22 protein-coding genes are annotated in these 25,104 nt (G+C 70.6%); 9 read left to right on the forward strand and 13 right to left on the reverse strand.

What is annotated here, in order from left to right:
• Nucleotides 1–50: 50 nt before the first annotated feature.
• From D892_RS0123455 to D892_RS0123465, 3 genes are all read left to right on the forward strand, one after another.
• Nucleotides 51–1,409, forward strand: a complete 1,359-nt coding sequence (locus D892_RS0123455; protein WP_024803567.1) for a cytochrome P450 — start codon at nt 51–53, stop codon at nt 1,407–1,409.
• A 75-nt stretch (nt 1,410–1,484) separates the two neighbouring features.
• Complete coding sequence (locus D892_RS0123460; RefSeq protein ID WP_024803568.1) at nt 1,485–2,042, forward strand: type 1 glutamine amidotransferase domain-containing protein; 558 nt, start codon at nt 1,485–1,487, stop codon at nt 2,040–2,042.
• 93 nt (nt 2,043–2,135) lie between these two features.
• Complete coding sequence (locus D892_RS0123465) at nt 2,136–3,032, forward strand: alpha/beta fold hydrolase (protein WP_024803569.1); 897 nt, start codon at nt 2,136–2,138, stop codon at nt 3,030–3,032.
• A 16-nt stretch (nt 3,033–3,048) separates the two neighbouring features.
• Here D892_RS0123465 and D892_RS0123470 read toward each other — a convergent pair whose 3' ends face one another.
• Complete coding sequence (locus tag D892_RS0123470; protein ID WP_024803570.1) at nt 3,049–4,803, reverse strand: serine/threonine-protein kinase; 1,755 nt, start codon at nt 4,801–4,803, stop codon at nt 3,049–3,051.
• A 99-nt stretch (nt 4,804–4,902) separates the two neighbouring features.
• Complete coding sequence (locus D892_RS0123475) at nt 4,903–6,078, reverse strand: cytochrome P450 (RefSeq protein ID WP_036567424.1); 1,176 nt, start codon at nt 6,076–6,078, stop codon at nt 4,903–4,905.
• A gap of 630 nt (nt 6,079–6,708) precedes the next feature.
• Between D892_RS0123475 and D892_RS0123485 the strand changes: the two genes are divergently transcribed.
• Entirely contained in the window at nt 6,709–7,734 is a 1,026-nt protein-coding gene (locus tag D892_RS0123485) for a methyltransferase (RefSeq protein WP_024803572.1), read from the forward strand.
• Nucleotides 7,735–7,754: 20 nt separating this feature from the next.
• Here D892_RS0123485 and D892_RS0123490 read toward each other — a convergent pair whose 3' ends face one another.
• The gene (locus tag D892_RS0123490; protein ID WP_024803573.1) at nt 7,755–8,246 is read right to left on the reverse strand and encodes a MarR family winged helix-turn-helix transcriptional regulator; all 492 of its coding nucleotides are present in this window, start codon (nt 8,244–8,246) and stop codon (nt 7,755–7,757) included.
• Between the two features lie 173 nt (nt 8,247–8,419).
• On the opposite strand from D892_RS0123490, the gene D892_RS0123495 reads away from it, so the two are divergent.
• Nucleotides 8,420–8,863: a nitroreductase/quinone reductase family protein gene (locus tag D892_RS0123495; protein WP_024803574.1), complete on the forward strand. Its 444-nt coding sequence runs from the start codon at nt 8,420–8,422 to the stop codon at nt 8,861–8,863.
• A 157-nt stretch (nt 8,864–9,020) separates the two neighbouring features.
• Here the strand turns inward: D892_RS0123495 and D892_RS0123500 are convergent, their stop codons facing one another.
• Together D892_RS0123500 and D892_RS0123505 are read right to left on the reverse strand one after the other, a co-directional pair.
• A complete protein-coding gene (locus D892_RS0123500; RefSeq protein WP_198036978.1) occupies nt 9,021–9,683 on the reverse strand; it encodes a VC0807 family protein in 663 nt (220 codons plus the stop codon).
• Nucleotides 9,680–10,987 (reverse strand): carotenoid oxygenase family protein, encoded by a 1,308-nt coding sequence (locus D892_RS0123505; RefSeq protein ID WP_024803576.1) that lies wholly within the window; start codon nt 10,985–10,987, stop codon nt 9,680–9,682. Before D892_RS0123505 ends, D892_RS0123500 begins: the two co-directional genes overlap by 4 nt.
• Nucleotides 10,988–11,044: 57 nt before the next feature.
• Here D892_RS0123505 and D892_RS0123510 point away from each other — a divergent pair, with 57 nt between their 5' ends.
• Nucleotides 11,045–11,578, forward strand: a complete 534-nt coding sequence (locus D892_RS0123510) for a PadR family transcriptional regulator (protein WP_024803577.1) — start codon at nt 11,045–11,047, stop codon at nt 11,576–11,578.
• Nucleotides 11,579–11,603: 25 nt separating this feature from the next.
• Here the strand turns inward: D892_RS0123510 and D892_RS0123515 are convergent, their stop codons facing one another.
• The 6 genes from D892_RS0123515 to D892_RS0123545 all read right to left on the reverse strand — a co-directional run bounded on the left by D892_RS0123515 (nt 11,604) and on the right by D892_RS0123545 (nt 19,831).
• Nucleotides 11,604–12,125: a hypothetical protein gene (locus D892_RS0123515; protein ID WP_024803578.1), complete on the reverse strand. Its 522-nt coding sequence runs from the start codon at nt 12,123–12,125 to the stop codon at nt 11,604–11,606.
• Nucleotides 12,126–12,272: 147 nt separating this feature from the next.
• Nucleotides 12,273–12,521, reverse strand: a complete 249-nt coding sequence (locus tag D892_RS0123520; RefSeq protein ID WP_024803579.1) for a DUF2283 domain-containing protein — start codon at nt 12,519–12,521, stop codon at nt 12,273–12,275.
• A 109-nt stretch (nt 12,522–12,630) separates the two neighbouring features.
• Complete coding sequence (locus D892_RS0123525; RefSeq protein ID WP_024803580.1) at nt 12,631–14,076, reverse strand: amidohydrolase family protein; 1,446 nt, start codon at nt 14,074–14,076, stop codon at nt 12,631–12,633.
• Between the two features lie 540 nt (nt 14,077–14,616).
• Nucleotides 14,617–15,882, reverse strand: coding sequence for a CoA transferase (locus tag D892_RS0123530; RefSeq protein WP_024803581.1), 1,266 nt, complete (start codon nt 15,880–15,882; stop codon nt 14,617–14,619).
• A 78-nt stretch (nt 15,883–15,960) separates the two neighbouring features.
• The gene (locus D892_RS48720) at nt 15,961–16,998 is read right to left on the reverse strand and encodes an enoyl-CoA hydratase/isomerase family protein (protein ID WP_024803582.1); all 1,038 of its coding nucleotides are present in this window, start codon (nt 16,996–16,998) and stop codon (nt 15,961–15,963) included.
• 922 nt (nt 16,999–17,920) lie between these two features.
• Nucleotides 17,921–19,831: a heavy metal translocating P-type ATPase gene (locus tag D892_RS0123545; protein ID WP_024803583.1), complete on the reverse strand. Its 1,911-nt coding sequence runs from the start codon at nt 19,829–19,831 to the stop codon at nt 17,921–17,923.
• Between the two features lie 181 nt (nt 19,832–20,012).
• On the opposite strand from D892_RS0123545, the gene D892_RS0123550 reads away from it, so the two are divergent.
• The 3 genes from D892_RS0123550 (at nt 20,013) to D892_RS0123560 (ending at nt 23,164) form a co-directional block, all read left to right on the forward strand.
• Nucleotides 20,013–20,375 (forward strand): metalloregulator ArsR/SmtB family transcription factor, encoded by a 363-nt coding sequence (locus tag D892_RS0123550; RefSeq protein ID WP_024803584.1) that lies wholly within the window; start codon nt 20,013–20,015, stop codon nt 20,373–20,375.
• A 129-nt stretch (nt 20,376–20,504) separates the two neighbouring features.
• Entirely contained in the window at nt 20,505–21,536 is a 1,032-nt protein-coding gene (glsA, locus tag D892_RS0123555; RefSeq protein ID WP_024803585.1) for a glutaminase A, read from the forward strand.
• Complete coding sequence (locus tag D892_RS0123560) at nt 21,533–23,164, forward strand: MFS transporter (RefSeq protein ID WP_024803586.1); 1,632 nt, start codon at nt 21,533–21,535, stop codon at nt 23,162–23,164. Before glsA ends, D892_RS0123560 begins: the two co-directional genes overlap by 4 nt.
• 68 nt (nt 23,165–23,232) lie before the next feature.
• Here the strand turns inward: D892_RS0123560 and D892_RS0123565 are convergent, their stop codons facing one another.
• The gene (locus D892_RS0123565) at nt 23,233–23,607 is read right to left on the reverse strand and encodes a hypothetical protein (protein ID WP_156959653.1); all 375 of its coding nucleotides are present in this window, start codon (nt 23,605–23,607) and stop codon (nt 23,233–23,235) included.
• 83 nt (nt 23,608–23,690) lie between these two features.
• Entirely contained in the window at nt 23,691–25,100 is a 1,410-nt protein-coding gene (locus tag D892_RS42030; protein ID WP_036567427.1) for a DHA2 family efflux MFS transporter permease subunit, read from the reverse strand.
• Nucleotides 25,101–25,104 lie beyond the last annotated feature (4 nt).

Raw genomic sequence — 25,104 nt, forward strand, 5'->3', positions numbered from 1 at the left:
TACGCGCGGAACGACAGGAGTGCGAACGGCGGCTGTCCCGGGAGGACGATATGAACGAAGGTCACCGGATCACCGGAGCAGGTGCGGCGGCGGTACTCGCCGACCTCGGGTTCGCGGCGGTCGCGTCGGGGGTCATCGCCCGGCGGCGGCCGGTGATGGGCCTGCTGGAGCGGACTCGGGCCGACCGGCGCGCGCTCGCCCGGATTCGGCAGTTGCGGCTCCGATTCGGCAGTGGCCCGGTCGAATTGGTGCTCCCGGGACGGCGGGTGGTGGTCGTTCTCGACCCCGACGATGTCGGCACGGTGTTGCGCGGAGCGCCCGCGCCGTTCCATCCCGCCAGCCGGGAGAAGGTCGCGGCGCTGCGGCAGTTCCAGCCGCACGGCGTGCTGATCTCCGACGGCCCGGTGCGCGCCCGGCGTCGTGCCGTGAACGAGGCGGTCCTGGACACCGATGCGCCGATGCATCGGCTGGCCGAACCGTTCGCCGAGACGATCGCCGAGGAGGCGGGCGGTTTCATCGATGCCGCCGTGCGGCGCGGGCAGGCCGGCGCGGGCGAGTTCATCACCGGCTGGTGGCAGGTGGTGCGGCGGCTGGTGCTCGGCTCGGCGGCGCGTGACGACGACGCGATCACCGATGAGCTGTGGCGGCTGCGTTCGGCCGCGAACTGGTCGTTCCTCGTCCCGCCGCGCCGCCGCCAGCGGGATCGGTTCACCGCCCGGCTGTACCGGTATGTCGAGGACGCGCCGCCCGACAGCCTGGCCGGGGCGCTGAAACAGGTCCCGGGCGAGGGCGCGGTCGACCCGGTCGGGCAGATCCCGCACTGGCTGTTCGCCTTCGACGCCGCCGGAATCGCGCTGACCAGGGCCGTAGCCTTGCTGGCGACCCACCCGCGGCAGCGTGCCCGGGCGATGTCCGACGCGGCCGACCCGGCTCGCCCGGACCTGCGGCAGTACCTCCGGGCGTGCATGCTGGAGTCGGTGCGGCTGTGGCCCACGACCCCGATCATCCTGCGGGAACTCACCGACGACACGACCTGGCGCGACGGCGACGACTCCTTCGCCCTCGCACCGGATGCCACGGTGCTGATCACCGTTCCCGCATTCCACCGCGATCCGGATCTGGTCCCGTTCGCGAACGAATTCGTTCCCGAGGTCTGGCTGGACGGGCGCGCCGAGCGGTATCCGCAACTGGTGCCGTTCAGCGGAGGCCCGGCCGTCTGTCCGGGGCGAAACCTCGTCCTGTTCACCACCGGCACCCTGCTCGCGCACCTGCTGCACGCCTTGGAGTTCCGGCTGGTGTCGCAGCCACGCCCGACACCTGACGAGCCACTTCCGTTGACCTTCAACAACTTCGGGCTGAGTTTCGCCGTTACTCGGGCCGTTCCCAGTATCGCTTCTCCGGGACGGTGAGTCGTGCCGGGTTTCGGCCGTTTCGCGGCGGGTAGTGCGCACACGTAACCGGAAGCCGATCACAGGGAGGTAGCTGTGCCTGCACAACTCGAGGGTGCGCGCGTCCTGGTCGTCACCTCCAATGCCGGAGTCGAGCACGACGAACTGCTGGTGCCGCGGGACCGATTGCGGGAACGCGGGGCCTCGGTGCGGCACGCGGCGATGAAGGGTGAGGCGGTGCGCACCTATCGGCACGATCTGGACCCCGACGAGACGGTGCAGCCGGACGTGACGCTCGACGCCGTGGCCGCGGACGAGGTCGACGCCCTGGTCGTGCCCGGTGGCACGGTCAACGCCGATACGCTGCGCACCGACGACCGGGCCCGCGAGCTGGTGCGCGCGCTGAGCTCCGCCGGGAAGCCGATCGCCGCGATCTGCCACGGCCCGTGGCTGCTGGTCGATGCCGGGGTGCTGCCCGGCAAGACGCTGACGTCGTATCCGTCGCTGCGCACCGATATCGGCAATGCGGGCGGAACGTGGGTGGACCGGTCGGTGGTGCGGTGCCCGCAGAACGGGTGGACCCTGATCACCTCCCGCCGGCCGGACGATCTGCCCGATTTCGTCGATGCCCTCACCGACGAGCTGACGGGCTGAGAAACCTCCGCGCCAACTCGGGAGCCTCGACTCTCTGTGCAGGCCAAGGCGGTCGGGGTGCGCGGGTGCGGTACGGGCACGCATACTCCTGGTATGTCGGACTATGACGAATTCGGACTGTTCGCCGAGAACGCGGCCGAGGCGGGGCTGCCCTGGTCCGGTCCGCCGCGGGTGCGCCGGGTCTCGGCCGAGATCGGCGGCGGACTGCGGGTCAGCGGCCTGCGCTGGGGTGACGGGGAACCGGAGCTGGTGCTGCTGCACGGCGGCGCGCAGAACGCGCACACCTGGGACACCGTGGCGCTGGCGCTGGGCCGCCCCCTGATCGCGGTGGACCTGCCCGGCCACGGTCATTCCGACTGGTGGCCCGGTCATCTGTACACACCCGAACGCATGGCCGACGCGGTGGCCACCGCCCTGGACGAGCTGGCGCCGCGGGCCGCGGTCGTGGTCGGCATGTCCCTCGGCGGGCTGACCGCGCTCACGCTGAGCGCGCGCCGCCCCGAACTGGTGCGCCGGCTGGTCGTCGTGGACGTCACGCCGGGTACCGGGGACCGCCCCGAGAAGACGGCGGCGATCGCCGCGTTCGTCAACGGCCCCACCGACTTCGAATCCTTCGAGGAGATCCTGGACCGCACCGTCGCACACAATCCCGGCAGGTCGGTGCAGTCGCTGCGCCGCGGCATCCTGCACAACGCCCGGCAGCGCGACGACGGCCGCTGGGTCTGGCGCTACGACCGCCTGCGCCCGACCGCCGACGGCTCGCACGACTTCAGCGGCCTGTGGGAGGACGTGTCGGCCGTGCAGGCCCCGCTGCTACTCGTGCGCGGCGCCCGTTCCCCGGTCGTCGACGACGCCGATGTCGCGGAGCTGCTGCGCCGCCGCCCGCACGCGCGCGTCGAGGTGGTCGACGGCGCCGGGCATTCGGTGCAGGGCGACCGCCCGCTCGAATTGGCCGGGCTCATCGGCGAATTCGGCTTCGCCCGGGCGTAATATCCTGCCGGCGCCGTCAGCCGCCGCGATGCAGTATTCCGGTGAGATCGCCGCCGTCGAGGCCGAGCAGGTAGGTGGCCGAGCCGTCCCTGTTGAGCCGCAGGGTCGAGAATCGGCCGTCCTCTCGGCATCCCTTGCCGGTCGTCGCACCGGCGAGGGTCCGGGCGCGCAGCGTCACGACGGAATCGCCGATATCGGTCAGCGTCTCGGCGCGCTTGCAGGTGCCTTGATCGCCGCGGCCGGTGTTGTTCGCGGTGCCGAGTTCGTCACCGGTCTTTCCGGCCTTCAGGGTGACGACGACGTCATAGGTGGCGGCCCCGTCGGTGGCAGTGCCCTTCCAGGTGCCGACGACCTTGCGGGGCAGTGCGCCGGACGATGGTGTGTGGGAAGACGGTGCGTTGGACGGCGTTGCCTCGGTGGTGCCGGCGGGCTTCGGCCCCGGATTCCGGGTGGCCGCCGCGGGCACCCCGGCCGAAATACCGGGGCGGGCCGCGGGTGTGTCGTCGCGGACGACGAGGCCGACGGCCACGCCGGCCGCGAGGATCACGGCGGCGGCCGCGCCGCCGAGGACGAGCGCGAGCCTGTTCCGGCGCGCGGGATTCCGTGCGCCGGCAAGGGAATCCGGTGCGGATCCCGTGGGCGGCGAACCACCCGGGCGGACAACGGTATCCACGAATTCCTGTGGCCGCCAGCCGGTTCCGGACGGCGCGGGCCCGCTTCCGGACGCTCCCGGGATGGCGTTGTGCGGCAATCGGGTTGTCCCGCGCGGTGCCACAGCGGTCTCCGGCGGTGGTGGGGCGGTGCCGGGGGACGTGGTGGTTGTCCCGGACGGCGCCGGGAGGGTCCGGGGCGGCGGTGGGGTTGCGCGCGGGCGCGCGGGGGCGGTCTCGAGGTCGAGCAGGTCGGCTGCGCGGCGGTCGATGTCGTCGAGGATCGGGCGCGGCAGCCAGCCCGGGCCGCCGGGCGTGGCGAGCGCGGCGCAGCGGTGCGCGAGATCGGTTGCGGTGGGCCGAGATCGGGCGTCCTTGGACAGGCAGTGGGCCACCATCGGTCGCAGGCTGCCGGGGACGCCGTCGAGGCCGGGCTCCTCCTGGACCACTCGCCACAGCATGGACGCCGAATCCCCGGTACCGAACGGGGCCCGCCCGGTGGCCGCGTACACCAGCAGTCCGCCCAGGGAGAAGACGTCGCCGGCCGGGCCCATGGGCTCGCGGCCGGTGATCTGTTCGGGACACATGTAGCCCGGGGAACCGATGACCTTGCCCGTGGTGGTGAGCGCGGTGTCGTCGGCGGCGCGGGCGATGCCGAAGTCGATGACGCGCGGCCCGTCCGCGGCGAGCAGGACGTTCGAGGGCTTGAGGTCGCGATGCACCATTCCGGCGGCGTGCACGTCGACCAGCGCGCGGGCGAGACCGGCGGTGAGGGCGAGCAGCGATTGTTCCGGCAGCGGGCCGTGATTTTCGACGGCGTCGGTGAGCGACGGCCCCGGCACGTAGCCGGTGGCCAGCCACGGCCGCGCGACGTCCACCTCGGCGTCCAGCACGGGCACCGTGTAGCGTCCGCTGACGCGGCGGGCGGCGGCGACCTCACGCTGGAATCGCGTGCGAAAGGTGTTGTCACCGGCCAGATCCGGGCGCACCACCTTCACGGCGACGGTGCGCCCCTCGCCGGTCTGCCCGAGGTAGACGCGCCCCATGCCGCCGGAGCCGAGCACACCGAGCAGCCGGTAGCGGCCGATCGCCGCCGGATCCTCGGCTTCCAGTGGGCGCATCCGTCAACCGTGTCCTTCCACCAATGTGCCGCGCCGACCTCACGGCCGGCGTGCCCCGATCCCACACGAGAACCCCGCCGCCGCACAACTCGGCCCCGGCTACGTCACAGTCCGGACGCGCAGGCTCTGCATGCCGTGCAGGGCATTGCTCAGGACGGGTTCCGCGGCGAGGATCTCGAATCGGCGCACCCGGGACACCAGCGACCGCAGCAGCGCCGTCATCTCCAGCCGGGCGAGCTGCATGCCGATGCAGACGTGTTCGCCGCGCCCGAAGGCGAGGTGGTCGGACGGCTTGCGGGTGACGTCGAAGCGTTCGGGGTCGGGGTATTTGCGCTCGTCACGGTTGGCCGATCCGTAGAGCACCAGCACCCGATCGCCGGCGTGCAGATCCACGCCCTCGAGGGTGTGGTCGGCGGTCACCACGCGGGTGAACTGCTGGACGGGGCTCTCGAGCCGGAGTGTTTCGTTGATCGCGTGCGGGATCAGCGTGGGGTCGGAGCGCACGAGGTCCCACTGCTCGGAATGCTCGGCGAACAGGCGCACCGCGTTGGAGACCGCGTAGATGGTGGTGTCGAGGCTCGGCGTGACGTAGTCGAGCATGAGGAACGGGCATCGGTCGCGGGACACCTCGCCGGCGTCGGCCGCCTCGTAGAGTTGTGCGGCCCAGCCGTCGGGGTCGAGCTTGCCGGGGACCGCCTCGGTCATGGCGAAGGAGATGAACTCCTCGACCACCGGCGCCGCGTCGGCCACCCGCTGGTTCGGCACGCCCTGCGACTCCCATGTGGCCGCGGCCCAGCGCAGCATGTTGGCCCGGCCGTGCTCACCCAGCCCGACCAGCTCGGAGACGATGGTCATCGGCAGATGTTCGGCCAGCTCGGTGGCGGCGTCGAACTCGCCGCGGTCGACCAGCCGGCCGACGATCGCCTCGGCCTCGGCCTCGATGCGGGGTGCCAGCTCGCGGAGGCGTTCCGGCCGCAGCGGACGGCCGAGCACCCGGCGCACCGCGGTGTGCTCCGGCGGATCGAGGAACAGCGTGATCACGTTGGCGAGATCGGCATTCATGCCGGGGTTCATCGTCGTGCCCTGTGCCGACGAGTACATCTGCCAGTCGCCCAGCACATCCCGGATGGTCCGGTACCGGGTCAGGGCGTAGACGTCGTGGCGGGACAGGTAGACGACGGGGCCGAGTGCGCGCAGCTCGGCATGCAGCGGATAGGGATGCAACCGGGCGTCGTCGGTGAACAGGTCGATATCGCTGACCGGAGTGGTCGACATCGTCGGGTTCAAGAGCGGCGCCCCCGTATCCGGTTGTGAGCAATCATTGCTTCCTATCGGTAATGATTTGGGAAGCCTAACGATTGCCGTCCGGCGCGTGTCAAGGCCGCTGTGCCCACGGCCGGTTCCCCGGGAACCTTGCCGCGACAGTCGGCCGTCGGGTGGCTGTCATGTGTCCGATTTCGGCGAAAGTGGCGAAACCGGAGCGTATTTCGTGAGGGCGTTGCCGCCGGGCCACCTCCGCCGCCGGGAACTCCGGCCGCGTGGGTGCGGCCGGCGGTTCAGGGGCCGACCCAGGCGAGGACGGCGACGGTGAGGGCTCGGAGGCCGGTGTCGAGGGTCGGCTCGATCGGCCGCCCCTGACCCTGTCGCACCACCCTGCGGTCGGCACCCGGCCCGCCGCACCGACTGCTGGTCGGCGGCTTGTATGCGTCACACGAATATTATTGTACCCCAGCAATTTTGGCCGTCCGGCAACAGATCCGGGCGTATTGTCGGACCATAACGACGCGGCGCATACAGGCGTAATACACGCGGATGGGTGAGCGGCCGGTTGCGGCGGGACCCACGCGACATTCCGGTCCGTTCCGCGAAGTTCATGGCCGCGGTCTCGAGGAAAGGGGCATCGTCGTGAGTGACTCCGATCCGACCTCCGACCGAACGCTGATCTCCCTGCTGCTGGCGTATCTCGGCAGCGCCGCGGTCGGCGCCATCGCGCGGGTCGGCATTGCCGATCACCTCGCAGAACGGCCGCGGACCGCCGCGGAGCTGGCGCAGGTGGCCGAGGTCGACGAGGCGAATCTGCAACGGACACTGCGGCTTCTGGCCGGCGCGGGCATCTTCTACGAGGACGGCCGCGGCCGATTCCACCTCACACCGGCCGCCGCGCCACTGGTCACGACGGCCCCACGATCGCTGCGCGACGCGGCGATCTTCCTGACCGAGCCGATGTTCTGGCAACCGGCCGGCCGGCTCGCCGACGCCGTGCGCCGCGGCAGCACGGTATTCGACGACACCTTCGGGATGTCGCTGTGGGAGTACTTCGCCGCGAACCCGGCCGTCGGCAGGGCGTTCGACACCGGCATGGCCGCTCTGTCCGGCCCGGAGGACGCGGCCATCGCCGACACCTACGATCTGTCCGGTGTCCACAGCATCGTCGATGTCGGCGGCGGCCGCGGCGGCCTGCTGCGCATGCTCCTGCGGCACAACACACATCCGACGGGTATCCTGTTCGATCAGCCGCAGGCCCTCGACGGTCACGTGCTGGGCACCCCGGACCTGGCCGGCCGGTGGACGACCGTGGCCGGCGACTTCTTCGAAGCAGTCCCGGCGGGCGGCGACCTGTACCTCCTCAAACACGTCCTGCACGACTGGAACGACGACGAATGCGTTCGCATCCTGCGATGCTGCCGCCGGGCGATGCCCGCCCACGCCCGGCTGCTGATTGCCGAAACCCTGACGCCCGAACCGAATACACCGCACTACGCGTGGACGGTCGATCTGCTCATCATGACCGTAACGGCCGGGCGTGAGCGCGCCCGGGAGCACTACGAGACGCTGCTCGCCGCCGCCGGGCTGGAACTCACCCGCATACTCCCGACCGCCACATTCAACGCGCTGTCGATCATCGAGGCCACCGCCCAGCCGGACGGGTGAGCCCTCGATGCGGGCGCTGCTCAGCCGCCGCCGAGTTCCTCCGTCGATTGCCGCCCGGCCGCGCAGGTTCTGCGGAGGAAGTCGGCGATGATCTCGAGTTCGGCGGCGGTGTAGTGCCCGCACAGTTCGTCCATGCGGGTGTTCATGCCGGAAAACACTTGGTAGAGTTCGGCATTGCGTTCCCGGACCGCCCGCAGGGTGACCGCGCGCCGGTCGGTCGCCTCGGAGTCGCGTTCTCGGACGATCCAGCCGCCCTTCTGTAGCCGGTCCAGGATTCCCGTCATGGTGGCCGGGTGCAGCCCGGTCCGGCGTGCCAGTGCGGTGGGGGTCAGCGGGCCGTGGCGATTGATGAGGTCCAGGCAGGTGAGGTCGATGTCCTTGAGTTCGACGCGGCCGCCGGAGCGCCGGTTGAGCAGCGACAGCTGAATGTTCAACTCGCGCAAGGCATCCTTGACGGCGACGGTCAGCCTGCGCCGATTCCGTCCCGTCGCCCGCTGTGCTACCGAACTCATACAGTGTCGCTTCCGAATCAGTTTGTACGACTTCCGTAGTGTACGGGCGCCCGTATCCGGGATGTTCCAACGACCCACCGAGGCGGGCGCACCGTCCGCGAGGTGATGCGGCCCGGAAGTAATACGGGCAACATGTTATATCCAAACCATATTTTATGAATTAGACTGTGGATATGAGCGCAGACAGTTACCGTCGCAGGGTCAACACCATCAACAAGGTCATCGCCGGGTTGCAGCGGATCGGCATCGTGTTCGGGCCGATGCAGATGCTCACGGTGCACGGGCGCCGCACCGGGCGGTTGCTCACCTTCCCGATAGCCGTGAACGAATTGGACGGCCGCCGCTACATCGTCCAGGCGTTTCCGAAGGCGGCGTGGGTGGCGAACGCGCGGGCGGCGGACACGGTGACGCTGACCCGCGGGCGGAAGGCGGCGACCGCGCGCCTGATCGAGGTTCCCGTGGATGAGCGCCGACCGCTGTTGCGCGAGCTGGTCGCGATGAGTCCCGCGAGCGTCGGCAACCGCTTCGTCACCACCGGGCTGTCGGACTCGCCGACCCCGGACGGCGTTGCGGCGGCAGCGGATCGAATCGCCCTGTTCCGCGTGGAGCCTGCCTGATCCCAGGCGTGCGGCCCGGCGAGGCGCCGTCGGGGGACGTGTGGATGGCCCCGGCACCCCCGCGTCGACTCCGGCTGCCGGATGCGGTGGGCGACAAGCGAAAAGGGTGCCCGTACCGTCGGCACGGACACCCTCGGCGGAGGTCGGGCGGCAGGGATCAGGTGGCTGCCAGGCGCTGCTCGGCTTGCCTGCCGCGGCGCAGCGTCCAGGTCAGCAGCCCGACGAGCATGATGGGCATGAGCGCCGCGGAGGCCGCCGCGGCGGCGTCGATCGGCAACAGGAAGATCAGCGGCACCCGCACCATCGCCTCGACGACGAAGGCGACCGCCCATACCGCCGTCAGCATGCGGAACGTCCTGCGGAAGCCGGGCAGTTCGTGCCATTTCCGGTCCCACTCCTCGTGCTCCGTGCTGCCCGCGGCGCGAAACCGCTTGGCGGCGTGGAAGATGAACGGCTTGCCGACGAAACAGCTACCGAGGAAGAACAATCCGATGAGGGCCGTGGTGGCGGAATCCTTGAGCAGCAGGAACCGATCGCTACCGGTGACCAGCGCCAGTACCGTGCCGATCAGGAATCCGACGCACATGAACCCCGCGAAGCCCTCGATCTTCCGCGCCCGCACCAGTCCGTAGACGAGCCGCAGACCGGCGACGACCGCACCGCCGAGCAGTGCCCAGTACGGCTCGAATCCGGCCGTGCGCAGCCCGAAATAGGTGACGATCGCCAGTCCCGCGTCGAGGAAGATGCCCCACAGGATGGTGAACATCCGGGGTGTCGCGGATCGTGGCGCCGTCGTGGACTGCGGTGGGGTCGTGGTCATTTCTCCTCCTCGATCCAGGAGCCGTGGAATCCGGCGGGGACTCGCCGCGGCAGTCGCACCGCGGCAGTTTCGTGCAGGTCGGTGGCGTCGAGGACGAGCAGCCGGGATGCGGAGCCGTCGCCCGGCGTGCTGATGGTCAGCAGCCAGCCGTCGTCCTCGGCGGTGGCCCCCGCGGCCGGGACGAACACGGCCTCGCCGAGACGGTCGTCCGGCCCGGCGACGTACTCGGCCGCCGCGCCGCTGTTCGAATCGTATTTGACCAGGCCCGGCCCGCCCATCGCGTAGAGGAACCGGTTCGGCCGGCCGACGAATTCGTCGGCGACGGTGGGGAATTCGACGGTGCGGTCGTCGAGTCGTTGTTCGCGCACGGTACCGGCGACCGGGTCGAGGGTCCACCGGTGCAGCGCTCCGCGCTCGGCCGTGGGTGCGTGCCGCGCCTCGGCGGCGGGCCGGTCGTCGCCGTGCCATGCCGCGAGGAAGGCGGGCGGGCTGTAGCGCACCGCGTCCAGCACGATCGAACCGCCCTCCTCGCGGGCGTTCCCGACGTGGAACACGTAGCAGGGATCGATCTCGAACCACCGGACGGTCCCGCCGGAGCGCGGCAGCACGCCGATCCGCGCACCGTAGTCGTCGTCCCAGCCGAACGGCATACCCGCGCGGCCCGGATCGAACACCGCCGGAAGATCGAGCCACAGCACGTAGTTCTCGGTGATCGCGAAGTCGTGCATCATCGTCGGACCCGGCACCTCGATCGGCTCGCTGTGCACGAGAGTGCCTGCGGCATCGGCGATGTGGAAGGCCACGTACGGCTCGGTCGTGGAGTAGCCGTAGAACAGCAGCTCCCCGGTGACCGGGTCGGTCTTCGGGTGCGCGGTCATCGCCGTGGTGAGCCGGCCGGCGAAATCGTACGGGCCGACGGTGTCCAGCCCGCCGGTCACCTCGTACGGAAAGCCGGCCTCGCACAGCGCGAGCAGATGTCCGCCGTGCTCGATGATGTGGGTGTTCGCCGAATGCACCGCGCGGTCGCCCCGGTTCGGCGGTTCGCACGACAACTTTTTCGTGCGCACCCAGCGATTGCGATACCACTCGGCCCGCCCGCCGCGCAGCCGGATGCCGTGCAGCATCCCGTGGCCGGTGAAGAGATGGCCGGGGGCTTCGCCGGGGAGCGGATTCGGCCCGTTGCGGAGGTAACGCCCGTCCAGCTCGGCCGGGAGCGTCCCGGTGACGTCGAGGTCGTAGGCCTCCGTCTCGTCCGGGACCGGCGCCAGGTGGGCGGTGGTGAAGGTGGGCGCGGTGCGTGTCATAGGTAGAAGATGACATGTCGAAACTGACATGTCAATGTCGACTGGTACGATTCGGGCATGTCGATTCGTTACGCACTCCTCGGGCTGCTGCGCGACCAACCCGCGACCGGATACGAGCTGACCCAGCGTTTCGCGCAGGGCATCGGCCGGCACGCCTGGAGCGCCAAGCACAGCCAGATCTACCCGGAGCTGCGCAAACTGACCGACGAGGGATTGATCGAGGTCGTCGAGGAGGGCGCCCGCGGCAAGCGGGTCTACGGGGTGACCGAGCCGGGCCGGGCCGAGCTGCGCGAGTGGCTGCTGCGCGGACCCGACGAGGGCACGGTGCGAAATCCGTTGCTGCTGTGGATGTTTCTGATCGGCGGTCTCGACCCGGACGATGCGCTCCGAGCGCTGCGGGCCGTCGAGGAACGCGCCACGGAGATGCTCGGGGAACTCACCGAAACCTACGATTTCCTCGCCGCCGAGGGTGGCGAGCTACCGGCGGGCGCGTACGCCGCCCAGTTCGGCATCCACACCTACCGCGCCACCCGGGAGTGGGCCCGCTGGGCCATCGAGGAGCAGGCCGAGCGGAATCGCCGGGCGCGGTGAGCCGATTGCCGGCCGTATCGCGGGGTTATCTGCGAGCCGGGTCGGGGGTGCAGGTGGTGAGGAAGGTCTTGCCGTTGCCGGTGGCGACTCCGGCGGTGTCGAGCCAGCCGACGTCCTGGAACAGGTAGGTGTCGTCCGGATGCCGGGCGGAGCCGTCGATGACGTCGGCGATGGTCGCGTACGATCCCCACGCCTCCGGTCCGTAGACGGAGATGCGCACCCATTGCGCTGTGCGCCAGTCGAATCCGGCCGGTAGCGGTGTGGCGACCGCGAATCCCGGACCTGTCTGCCCGAGCGTGAGATGCTCGGCCGTCGCCGGGTGCTCGGTGGGCGCGGTCAGGACCCACTCGGCGCGTTCGGGTCCGAAGGCGAGGGCCAGCCGGGTGACGTCGCGGCACGGGGAGCCGGTCCAGATCCGCAACTGCCCGTCGGTGACCCGGGCGCCGAATGCCGGTCGCAGCGACGGCGCGAACTGGGCATCGGGATGCCAGCCGCCGTCGCTCCGGCAGGCGCCCGTCAGCGCGAGAACCGCGGTCGCCGCGAGCATCGCGGCGACACCGCGCGTTATCGGTGATCGAGTTCGTGTGGCTGGTTGTCGCCCTCCAACGCAACGCTGCCTGCGGATATGCCCCACCCCGGCCCCCTCGTCGAAACCACTGTCCGCACGAGTATTCCACGGGCACGTCCGGTCGGCTCAGCCGTCGGTTCCGGCCTGCTCCTTCATCGCGGTGCCGAGTTGGGTTTCGGCGTCGAGCAGTTCGATGCCCATGAGCGATCCGTCGGTCGCGAAGTCGAGGGCGGCCACGACGGCGGATCCCTCGGCGTCGTGGACCGGAAGTGTGTAGGCGACCCGACGAGGGTGGTCCGGATCGCGCCGGAACGTGAGGTAAGCGGCGTTGGCCTGTTTATCCCAGGTCACGGATCGGACATAATCATCTGCCACGGCCGGACTGTAGCAACGGCGCATCGATATGTCACGTGCTGGGAATCACCGAATATGGCGGTGTGGCAACCGGATTCGTGTACACGGCCGGGTGCTCACGGACGTGCCGTCAGCGGCCGTGGCGTTCCTCGGCCACTGTCCGGCCGCCGATCACGACCGTCCGGACGACGTTGCTGTCGAGGCTCTCCAGAGCTTCCGCCAGGGGGACATGGAGCAGGCAGAGATCCGCGGACGCGCCGGGGGTGAGTCGCCGGGGAGGGCCGCCCGGACGGTCGGGTGAACCCAGGTAGCCGGCCAGGGCGACGGCGGGGTCGACGCGTTCCTCCGGGCCGAGCACGGTGCCGGTGCGGGTGGAGCGTTCGACCGCCGAGCGCATGACCGTCCAGGGGTCGACCGGACCGTAGGGTGCGTCGCTGGACAGGGCGACCGGCACACCGGCGCGCAGCAGGCGGGCGTGCGGGTAGAGGTGGGGCAGATCGTCGGGGTCGACCTCGCGGCGGTAGGTGTCGCCGCGGTCGGACAGGAAGCCCGGTTGGGTCACGACGGCCGCGCCCAGGCGTGAAATCTGTTCTGCCACATCGCCGGGAACGACACCCGCGTGTTCGATGCGGTCGCCCTCGATGCTGCCGACGTCGTCGAGTGCGGCGAGCGTCAGCAGGAGCGATTCGCGGGTGACGCAGTGCACCGCGACCGGGCGGCCCGAACGATGGGTGTCCGCGATCGTGGCGGCGAGCCGGTCGTAGGGCGGCAGATCGTGATCGCGCAGCAGCAGTTTGCGCGGGCCGGTGGTCATGTTCGTAGCGAGGGTCTTTTCCGTGGGCGCGCCGAGCAAGGTGATGTGTTGCGGCAGAACGTCTTCGCGCCGCGCCTCGGCGAGTACGGCGATCGCCGAATCGTCGAGATCAGGCGTCGCGTCGGTGACTCCGGTGAGGCCGTACCGGGTCAGCAGCGCGCCCACCTCGGCGAGATCCGGGGGATCGTCGGGCAGTGCCGCACGCAGCCGTGCGTCGTACCGCCACAGCCGCCCGGTGGGCCTGCCCGTGGCATCGCGCCCGACGTCGGCGGAATCGTCGAGTACTGATGATATCTGTTCCAGCGCAAGCGAGTTGAGCATCCACAAGGCGCCGCTGCGGTGCTGTATCCGTACGGGCCGATCCGGAAGCAGGCGGTCCAGCACATCGCGGTCGAGATCGCCCGCCACGGACTCGTGATACCCGGTGCCGCGCAGCCATCCGCGACCCGGCCGTGCGGCGAGTACGCGGCGCAGGTCGGCTGCATTCGCCACGGCGGAGGGACCGCAGTCGACCGATCGCAGCGCCGCGGCCAGGGCGAGCAGGTGGATGTGGTGGTCGTGCAGCCCGGGCAGCAGGGCGCCGCCCCGGCCGTCCACCACGGTGTCGGGGGTTCGCGTCGGTCCGTTGCCGGATTCGGTGCGGACGGCATCGGCTGGGGAGCCGAGGGGGAGCCCGGTGCCGATCTCGGCGATCCGGTCGCCGACGACACGCAGATCGGCTCGCGCACCGCGTATCTCGACATTGTGAAACAGGATGCTCACGGGCGCACCCCACCGTGCTGTAGCCGGAGGGCTTCGCGCCCTGTGCCGGTCGGGTTCGCCGCGACCGGATCGCGTGCGATCTTTCCCGGTGCGGCCGATGGCGGATGGATGCCGTGGCCGTCCTCGGCAAGCGTGGCCCGGCCTCGTTCGTCGTTCGCTGTGGCGCAGGTGCCGGGCAAGCCGATGCCGTCGGTTGGGCTGCGGGCGATGCGGAGATCGGTTCGCGCACCGCCGATGCCGGAGGTGCGGAACGGGTTGCTTCCCAGCTCACCTCGCCGGGCAGTTGTCCGATGCTGCCTCGCCGCTGCCGGGTTCGCTGAAGCTGCCGGGTTCGCTGAAACGGAATCGCAGCGCACCGCCTGCAATGTCGGCAGATGTGTGCGTCGGTCGCGCAGGCCGGGTCGTGCGGTCGTGCCCCGGTCGTCGACCGCTGTGGGGGTGAGGGCAGCGCACGGCTCGATGTCCGGTCCCCGTCCCGAGGGTGTGCCGAAAACCGTCCGCCGGCCTGTGGATGCGCCGTGACCGGTGCGGGGATCGCGTTCACTCATCGTCGTGCTCCGAGGAACGCTGTGCTCCGAGCAGCTCGGTGTTGTCCGCGCCGAGGGTGCCCGCACGGCCCGACGGCGGCCGCGCGGTCGGGGGCGACACCGGGAAGCGGCCGTCGGCGGATTCGATCCACCAGCCGTCGTCCGTCCGCCGGACGACGTGCTCTTCCGGTGTGCCCAAGGCGATTTCGGCGGTCAGGTGCAGCATCGACACGTCGACGAGGCGAGCGCGGTCGGCGAGCAGCGCCTCGGCGGCGGCCTCCGCCGCGCAGACCCCGGTGAGCGGGTCTGCCAGGGCGTCGCCGCACGGCAGCAGATCGTCGCCGTCGGGGACGACGAGGCCGGCGGCGGCCGCGATGTCGTCGCCGAATCCGATGGCGTTGCTGGCGCGTCCGCGCGCGGTGAGCGACAGCCAGGAGGTTCCGGCCGCGACGCAGGCATCGGCGTCGATGCCGAGCTGGCGGAGCGCGCGGGCCCGCGAGGATTCCAGCACCAGATCGGCGCCGGCGATCAGCGCCCGCAGCGCGTCGAGGTCGCGGTCGTCGTGCAGGTCCAAGGCCACCATGGCATGTCCGGCGTGCAGAAGGTCGAAGAACGGCGGCGGGCCGAAGCGCGCCCCGTCCGGGCGGGACCGGCTCTCGACCTTGATCACCCGCGCGCCGCTGGTGGCGAGCAGGTGCGCGCACAGCGGCCCGGCCCACAGGGCGGTCAGATCGAGGACGACCGGCTGCTCGCGCTTGTGCCGCCGGGTACCTGATTCGGTGATCTCCACTCCCGCACGGGAATTCAGCCCATCGGCGGGGACCGCCGACCCGGCGAGGCCGAGCAGGGCGATTCGTTCGGCGGCGAAGGCTGTTTCGGTCGTCCGGGCCCAACCGGTCACGACGTCCCAGGGATCCGCGTCGCGCGGCTCCCGTTCGGTGAGCGCGGGAATCAGATCGAGATCGTCGGCGCGGGGGAGGGACAGACCCAGCCAGCCGTCCCGGGTACGCAGCGTGCGGAACGCGCCGCCGCAGGAGCGGGGACCACGGCGCGTCAGTCCGGCGACGGCGGCCCGTTCCCCGAGCACCTCGACTCCGGGAAGAGACGGCCGCAGTCCGGTTCTGGAACTGGACAACTCGCCGAAACGGCTCAGCGCGGCCGATACTCGCGCGGCGGCGCGTCCGGGCGCGGCGCGGGGCGGCCCGTAGGGGCGGCCGGTGAGCGCCATCGCCCCGGAGGCCGCCCAGGCCCGCAGCGGGGACGGTTCATGCCCGGTCATCGACTCGCCCCCGGATCAGCGCGGTATCGACACCGACCGGCGCGTTGAAAGCTGCCCCATGCCCGCGTTGGTGACGGTTCATGCTCGGCCATCGACCAGCCCCCAGGCCAGCGCGGTGCCGATATCGACCGGTTGCCCGGTCAGCGCGAGATACGCTGTGCGCCAACGGCCGATGCGATGGGTGATGCCGACCGTGCCCCCGGCGCCCGGCACCAGTCCCATGGACAGCTCGGGCAATTGGAACCAGGCGTCGTCGGCCGCCTCGACCCGGCCGGCGAACGCCGGCACCTCGATACCCGCGCCGATGCAGGCCCCGTGCAGGACGGCCCGCACGCGCGGGGCCAGCCGGTGCACGGTGTGGCCCGCGCTGTAGCGCAGCCGCACGAGATGCGCCGCGGGCACATCGGTCGCGGTGCCGAATTCGTCGAGATCGCCTCCGCTGCAGAAGGATCGGCCGTTGCCGCGCAGTACCACCTCGCGGATCGAGTCGTCGTGCTCGGCGACGGCCAGTCCCGTCAGCAGCCCGTCGCGGACCGCGCGGCCGAACGCGTTGTGCCGCTCGGGACGGTTCAGCGTCACGGTCAGCACGTCGCCGGCGCGGTCCAGCAGCACCGGATCCGTGCTGTCGGGCACCGGGCGCCCGGGTGTGCGGGCGCGCCAGGCGGCGAACTCCGGTCCGGCCAGCAGCATCGAATAGGCCAGGGACTCCGCGACCAGCCCGTCCGCGACGTTCGCCCGGGAGGTGACCTCGAGCAGGCTCACCAGGGTGAGCGCGGCACGCGGAGCGCCGGCCACCGTGCCCGCGATGGCTTCCAGGTCGGCGGTGCTGCCGGGCGTCCAGGCCCGGCCCGGCCCATCCGGTGCGACCGTGCAGGTCAGCGCCTCCAGCACCGGTTCGGCCGCGGGCGGCAGGGGCGTATCGCTGAATCCGACGACCACGACCGAGCGCCGCCGCAGGGCATCCACGGCCGCCTGCGCCTGCGCCCATTCGTCCCGGCCCAGATCGACCACGACCGGCGCATTCGGCGGAGCGCCCTCGGCGTCGACGGCGAGTTCGGCGACTCCCGCCGCGAGATCGCTCAGCCCGACGGGCCGCACGGCAACCCTCTGCGTCATTCCGGCCACCTCTGCGTCATTCCGGCAGCCCTCTGTGTGATTCCAGTGTCGCGTGTTGCGACGTTCCGGCGATGCCGGCCGTCATCCCGGTAGCTCGCTCCGTGGTTCGGGCAACCGTCGTGGTCCGGAACTTGCTGCGTGGTCCCGGCGTGCTCGTGGCCGAGCCCCCGGGTCCACATGCGTCGATTCCTTGGCATCCGAACTCATGACCTCCGAACACTTCGCGCGCGACACACGATCCTGACTGTCCTCGACTTTTCCACATCGCCGGTATCCGAGGGGGTCGGTCCGGTCAACGCCATGTTTGCCGGGCCGTACAGACACCGTTCCACCCGATTCTGGTGACCTTGCCGATCGGGGCGTGAGTGACGAACCTGATCTTCGACATCGCCTTGGTGCGCGGTCGGAGGCCCGGCGTTTCTCGCCCACGGCTCGGTGTGGCTCATTGCGGTCGGTGTGCTCGGCGGTGGTCGGTCTCCTGGATCCGCTCGCCGTCCCGACCGGCACACGAGCGTTCCGCACCGGTCTCTGGTGCACATGAGGTGACACCCACCAGGTACCGGCTCGCGGCCACCGTGGCCGTCTATGGAAGCAGCGGGCCGCATGAAGGATTGCTCGTAGCGGAGGACGCAGCCGCTTTCGTCCCTGATGCGATCGGCCTCGATGAAGCCGGGGTCGACGCCGAGGCGCCCTCCGCCGACAGGAAATAGCCGCGGTGGGTGCCTCCGTGCCGATCGACCAACTCGATCCACCGACGCCCGAATCGTTCGAAGGTCTCGATCTTCGCGGGATCGATCACGTACTCGACAACGCAAGTGATCATCATCCCGAGCCTGATCCCGCGCGCTCGAATGCTCGACCCGGCCTCGGGTGGCGCACCATCCGGCCCGATTGCCTGGCCGGATATCGGTGGCCGGCGGGCTCAGCCGAGGCGGTCGCTACCGCTCCAGGCCGACCGGTGCAGGAGCCGAAGTCCGTTGAGCCCCACGAGGATCGTGGAACCCTCGTGCCCGGCGACGCCGAGCGGGAGCGGCAGGGCGCCGATCAGGTCCCACAGCACGAGGACGCCGATGCACGTGGCGGCGAGGGCGAGATTGGCGACCACGATGCGGCGTGCCCGCCGGGACAGGTCGACGACGGCGGCGACGGCGGTGAGGTCGTCGCGGACGACGATGGCGTCGGCGGTGTGCAGGGCGAGGTCGGACCCCGCGCCGCCCATCGCGATCCCGACATCGGCGGCGGCCAGCGCGGGAGCGTCGTTGATGCCGTCGCCGACGACCGCGATCCGGTGCCCGTCGGCCTGTAGCCGACGGACCGCGGCGACCTTGTCGCCGGGCAGCAGCCCGGCACGCACGTCCGTGATCCCGACCCGATCGGCGACTCGCTCCGCGGTGGTCCGGTTGTCGCCGGTCAACAGAACCGGATCGGCACCTGTCAGCTGCCGCGCGGCCGCGACGGCGGCGGGGGCCTCGGGGCGCAGCCGGTCGGCGAGGGCCAGCACCCCGGCCGGGCGGCCTTCGCAGGTGACCACGACGGCGGTGTACCCGCGCTCCTGCGCCGCGGCGACGGCGGTGATCGCCGTGGCGACGGAATCGTCTGCGGTGCTGATACTTTCGGATCCCCGGTCCACGGACCCGAGCATCGCGGCCGGAGAACCGACACCGAAGGACCGGCCGCCGACCCGTGCGGTCACACCCCGGCCCGGATGCGCGGTGAATTCCTCGGTGGCGGGCAGGGCCGGACCGCGGTTGCGGGCGGCGCGCACGATCGCCGCGGCCAGGGGATGTTCGCTGGGATATTCGGCCGCGGCGGCCTGCCGCAGCAGCTCGTCGTCGGTGAGACCCTCATCGAGGCAACGGATTTCGACGAGTTCGGGACTGCCGCTGGTCAGCGTGCCGGTCTTGTCGAAGGCGATCCGGGTGGTGGCGCCCAGCCGTTCCATGACGACCGCCGACTTGACGAGCACGCCGTGCCGCCCGGCGTTGGCGATCGCCGCCAGCAGCGGCGGCATCGTGGCCAGCACCACCGCGCACGGCGAGGCGACGATCATGAAGGTCATGGCCCGCAACAGCGCTCGTTGCAGCGAGTCACCGAGCAGCAGCGGCACGGTGAACACGGCGACGGTGACCGCGACCATGCCGATCGAGTAGCGCTGTTCGACCTTCTCGATGAACAACTGGGTGCGGGCCTTGGTCCGCCCGGCCTGCTCCACCAGCGCCGCGATCCGTGCGACGACCGAATCCTCCGCGCGCCGGTCGACCCGGACCCACAGCGCGCCGGTGCCGTTCGACGTCCCGGCGAACACCTCGTCGCCCTCGCCCTTGTCCACCGGCAGCGGTTCGCCGGTGATGGTGGCCTGGTCGACCTCGCTGCCCCCGGACAGCACGGTGCCGTCGGCGGGGATCCGCTCGCCGGGCCGGACCACCAGCACGTCCCCGGGCTCCAGATCGCTGACCGGGACGGTCTGTTCGGCGCCGTCGGCGGTGGTGCGGGTGGCGGTGTCGGGTGCCAGGTGCAGCAGACCGCGCACGGAATCCTCGGTGCGCGCGGTGGCGAACGCCTCGAGCGCGCCGGAGGTGGCGAAGATGACGATCAGCAGGGCGCCGTCGGTGATCTGCCCGATCGCCGCCGCCCCGATCGCGGCCGCCACCATCAGCAGGTCGACATCCAGGGTCTTCTCCCGCAGCGCCCGCAACCCCGCCAGGCCGGGCGCCCATCCGCCCGCGGCGTAGCAGGCCAGGTAGAGCATCCACCACAGCCATGCCGGACCGCCGGCGAGCTGAGCCGTCAGCCCGAGCAGGAACAGCCCGGACGACAGTGCGGCCCACCGCATTTCCGGCAGGGCGAACAGCTTGGTGCGCTGCCTCGGCAAGGCGGGTGCCGGGCGGGGCGGTGTGCGGGTCGGCGCGACCACGAGGCACCTCCGTAACGGTGACGACGATCGGACCTCCGCGACAATATCAGAATAAATGAAGACGTCTTCATGTATTAAGCCCCCGGTAGAATGCGCCGGTATGGGACACGGAGTCGAGGGCCGCAGCCGTGCCGCGGCGCGGCTGGATGTCGATGCCGCCACGCACGTCGCGACGACCCTGCAGGCGCTGGCGACGCCGAGCCGGCTGCTGATCCTCACCGAACTGCGCCAGGGGCCGCAGCCGGTCAGCGCGCTGGCGGAGGCGGTCGGCATGGAACAGTCCGCGGTATCCCACCAGCTCCGCCTGCTGCGCAACCTCGGCCTGGTCGTCGGTGCCCGCACCGGCCGCAGCATCGTCTACAGCCTCTACGACAACCACGTCGCCCAACTCCTGGACGAGGCGGTCTACCACAGCGAACATCTCCGCCTCGGCTTGTCCGACGATCCCGGGGCCGCGGGCTGACACGGCCCGAACGGGTCACTCGGCTGAGCCGCGGCGAGAAACGCCGCCGGAATACCGGGATCGGCATCCTTCATAACCTAGCGTTTGCCGGGAAGTCGTAGGTGCCGACTGCGGAGCCGGGAGGGGCGAGTGGAGACCGATGTGGCGGGGGTCCGGCAGGCCGTGTCGACGGGGCGTCTCCCCGCGTGGGATCGCGTCGAAGCACTCGTCGCGGCGGCCTACGGGCGGTATCGCGGACACGGTGCCGGAGCCGTCGCCGACTACATTCCCGTGCTCGCCGAGGCCGACCCCGGATTGTTCGGCGTCGTCGTCGCGGAGGTGGCCGGTGATATGCACGCCGCGGGCGCGGCCGATGTCGAGTTCACGATCCAATCCATCTCGAAGGCATTCGTGTACGCGCTGGTCTGCGACCAACTTGGGCACGACGTGGTCCGCGATCGGGTGGGCGTCGACAACACCGGTCTGCCGTTCGACTCGGTGATCGCGATGGAACTCAACGACGGCCACCCGATGAATCCGATGGTCAACGCGGGAGCGCTGGCGACGACCGCGCTGATGCCCGCCGCCTCCCCGGACGAGCGGTGGGAACGGATTCGATCGGGTCTGTCCCGATTCGCCGGGCGGCCGCTCGACATCGACACCACCGTCTTCCGCTCGGAGAGTGCCACCAATCATCGCAACCGCGCCCTCGCGCAATTGCTGGAAAGTTACGGGCGGATCGATATCGACCCGCTGCGAGTCGTCGACGTCTACACCAGGCAGTGCGCGCTGCGGGTCAGCGCCCGCGATATCGCCGTCATGGGGGCCACGCTCGCGGACGGCGGCGTCAACCCGGTGACCGGCGAGCGGGTCGTCACTCCCGCGGTGTGCCGGGACACGCTGTCGGTGCTGGCGGCGACCGGGATGTACGAACGCTCCGGCGAATGGCTGTTCGAGATCGGACTGCCCGCGAAATCGGGGGTGTCCGGCGGCATCGTCGCCGTCGCGCCCGGCAAGGGCGCGATCGGAACCTTCTCGCCGCCACTGGATTCCGCCGGCAACAGCGTGCGCGGCCAGCGGGCCGTCGCCTATCTGTCGCGCACGCTCGGCCTGAACGTCTTCGCTTCCGAGGTCCACCCGCCGACTGTTCCCCCGACGACGCAGAGGAGCGGTACCGCATGACCACCGTGCCGACCACCGGCGCACCGCCGGACGAGCGCAGATCCTGGCTGCCGATGGCGGGATTGTTCCTCGCGCAGGTGCTGATGTCGTTCAACGTTGCCGCACTGCCGGTTTCGCTGGGCGGCATGGTCGACGACTTCGATTCCGCGCCCACGGTGGTGAGTTCGACCATCGTGGTCTACGGACTCGCCGTCGCCGCCCTGGTCATGGTGGGCGCCAAGCTCGGGCAGCGGATCGGCTGGGTGCTGACCTTCCGGGTGGTGATCGCCACCTTCGGCGTGTCGGCCGTGATGATGGTGCTGTCGCCGTCGATCGCGTGGGCCATCGCGGCACAGGCCGTGGCCGGGGCGTCGGCGGCCATCATCGTTCCGTCCCTGGTCGCGCTGATCGCCGAGAACTATCACGGCGGCCAGCAGGCGACGGCCATCGGATCGCTCGGCTCGGCGCGTGCCCTGTCGGGTGTCAGCGCGTTCCTGATCGGCGGCGCGCTCGGCACCCTCGTCGGCTGGCGCCCGGTGTTCGCGATCGTCATCGGCATCGCGGTACTCGTATTCGTCTTCAGTTTCACCCTGCGCTCCGATCGCGGCGATGCGGCAATCACGATCGATCTGGTGGGTGCGGTGCTGATCGGCGCCGCCATCGTGGTGCTGACGCTCGGATTCAACAACCTCAACGCCTGGGGCGTCTTCTTCGCCGACGAGTCCGCGCCCTTCGACGTGCTCGGCGTCTCGCCCGCGCCGGTGCTGATCGTCGCCGGAGTCGTTCTCGGACAGGCGTTCTTCTTCTGGACCCGCCGCCGCACGAGGGCCGGGCAGGTGCCGCTGGTGGATCTGTCGGTGCTGGGCCGCTCCAGTGAACGGGCCGCGGTCTACGCGATGTTCGTCGTGGTGGCGCTCGAGGCGGCGCTGAACTTCACCGTCCCGCTCTACATCCAGATCGTGCAGGGGCGAACGCCTTTCGACACCTCCCTGGCGATGATGCCGTTCAACCTGACGGTGTTCCTCACCGCGACCCTCGTCGTCCGCTTCTATACACGCTTCAGCCCCAAGGCGATCGGGGTATTCGCCTTCGTGCTCACGACCGTCGCCCTGGTGTGGCTGGCCTACGTCGTCACCAACAACTGGGAGACGTTGCCGACCATCGCCGGGCTGATCGTCTTCGGCATCGGCCAGGGCGCACTGGTCACCCTCGTCTTCAACGTCCTGGTGACGGCCGTGCCGAAAAGCCTTGCGGGCGATGTCGGATCGGTCCGCGGAACCACGCAGAACCTGGCATCGGCCGTCGGCACGGCCGTCGCGGGTGCGCTGCTGGTGACCATTCTCGGCCTCGGGGTGGGCAGGGCCCTGGCCGATCACACGGAACTGCCGGAATCGCTTGTCGCCCGGGTGAATTTGGACAATGTCAACTTCGTCGGCAACGACCAGCTGCGCGAAACCCTGCACCGGATCGGCGCGTCGCCGGCCGAGGTGGAGGCCGCGGTGGCCGTGAACGAACAGGTCCGGCTGGACACGCTCAAGTTCGGCCTGCTGATTCTTGCCGGAATCAGCGCCACCGCCATCGTTCCCGCGACCCGGCTGCCGAACTATCGTCCCGAGGAGATACCCGAGCCGGGCACCACGGGCGACTGAAGCGCAAGGCCACGACGGCCCGCTCGGATAGTGCCTACATCGGTTGTGGCCCGGTCTTTTCCGGGGCTTCAGGCATCTCGCGGCATGACGACCGCGGCGAGCAACGCGGCGACGACCAGGCAGGCCGCCGCGACGGCGAGCGCCACGGCATACCCGTGCGACAGCGCAGCCGGATCGTCCGGTCCGCCGGAGCGGCCGGTCACGGTGGCCGCCACCGTGCTCAGTGCCGCCAGGCCGATCGCGCCGCTGAGCTGACGTGTGGTGTTGAGAAGTCCGGCGGCCGTGCCCTGCTCGGCGTCGGGGACCCCGCTGGTCGCGGCCACGGTGATCGGGGTGAACGCGGCGGCGCTGCCGATGCCGAGCACGAGCCCGGGCAGCCCGACGGCCAGGAGATACGGCCTGTCCGCCCCTAGAAGTACCTCCGGAACAACCGATTCCGGCACGGGCCCGTCCGATCGGAGTCGCCGCGCGACCGGGGTCGTCATCCGGCCGGGCTCCGGCTGAGACCGTCGTCCGGCACGGAATGTCATGCGGCTTCGGAGGCCGCGGGAACCGGCTGGGCTGCCGGTGTGGTCCGTCCCGGCAGAATTGTCGCCGCGGCGCAGATCACCGGCCCGGCGGCGACCAGCCACCAGAACGTCACGCGGAACGTCGCATCCCCCGGCCCGGTGTCCGCGGCGTTCTGCAGGATCAGGGTGAGCAGCGTGATTCCCAGCGCGCCGCCGATCTGGTGCACGATGAACAACACCGCCGTCGCCCGCGAGGTCGCGGTGGGTGCGACGGTGCGATACACCGATCCCATCGTGGCCGAAGCGACGACGCCGAGTCCGAATCCGACGGCGACAAGTCCTGCGACAGTGAGGATTCCGTTGCCATCCAGCGCATAGGACAAGAATCCGGGAACCAGCAGCGCGCCGCCGCCGGCTACGAGGGGCCGCGCGCCGATCAGGTCGGACAGCCGCCCCGACAGCGGTTGCCCGATCATGGCGCCGATTCCGAAGGGCGCCAACAGCAATCCGGCCGCCATGACGCCGTGCCCGCCGATCTGCTGGAAATACAGCGGCAGCAGGAAGATCGTCCCGAACATCACCGCGCCGACCAGGAACAACACCGACACGCTCGCGGCGAACCCGCCGCTGCCGAACAACCGCAGGTCGATCAGCGGTTCGTGCCGGGTGCGCAACGCGTGCACGGCGTATCCGGCGAACAAGGCGACGCCGATGACTCCGGCGAGGAGAACCGGTGTGGAGAAGCCGCCGGCCGCTTGGGTCAGCGCGAACATGATGGCGGCGAAACCCGGCGGGACCAGGGCGACTCCGAGTACGTCGAGGCGCTGGGCCGCGCTGCCGGAGACCGGCTTGTCGGCGGCCATGACCCGTAGTGCGAGCACGATTGCCAGCACACCGACCGGCACCTTGATCAGGAATATCGCCTGCCACGGCAGGACCTGCAGCAGCAGCCCGCCGACGACGGGACCGATCACCGGCCCGGCCGTCAGCGGGATCGAGGCCAGGCCGAGCACCCGGCCGACGCGGTGCTGCCCGGCCGCGCCGGCGAGGGTCGCCAGCATGATGGGTTCGAGCATGCCGCCGCCGAAGCCGGTCAGCAGTCGCGTCGCGATCAGGCTCGGCACGTCCCAGGCACACCCGGAGGCCACGGAGCCGGCGACGAACAGCGACAGCCCGATCAGCCACATGCGCCGGGCGCCGAACCGGTCGATAGCCCAGCCCGTCAGGGGCGCGGCCATCGAGACGGCCAGCAGATATGCGGTGGTCACCCACTGCATGGCCGCGAGCGTCGTACCGAACTCGTGCACCAGGGTCTCGACCCCGACACCGGTGATCGTCGTATCGAGCAGGGCGAGGAATGCCCCGAGGGTCATCGTGACCAGGAGTTTGCGGAGCGCGGGGTCCAGGCGTTCTGACCTTGTCGTCATAATT

Origin of the sequence: Nocardia sp. BMG51109 (assembly GCF_000526215.1) — a bacterium.
GTDB lineage: Bacteria > Actinomycetota > Actinomycetes > Mycobacteriales > Mycobacteriaceae > Nocardia.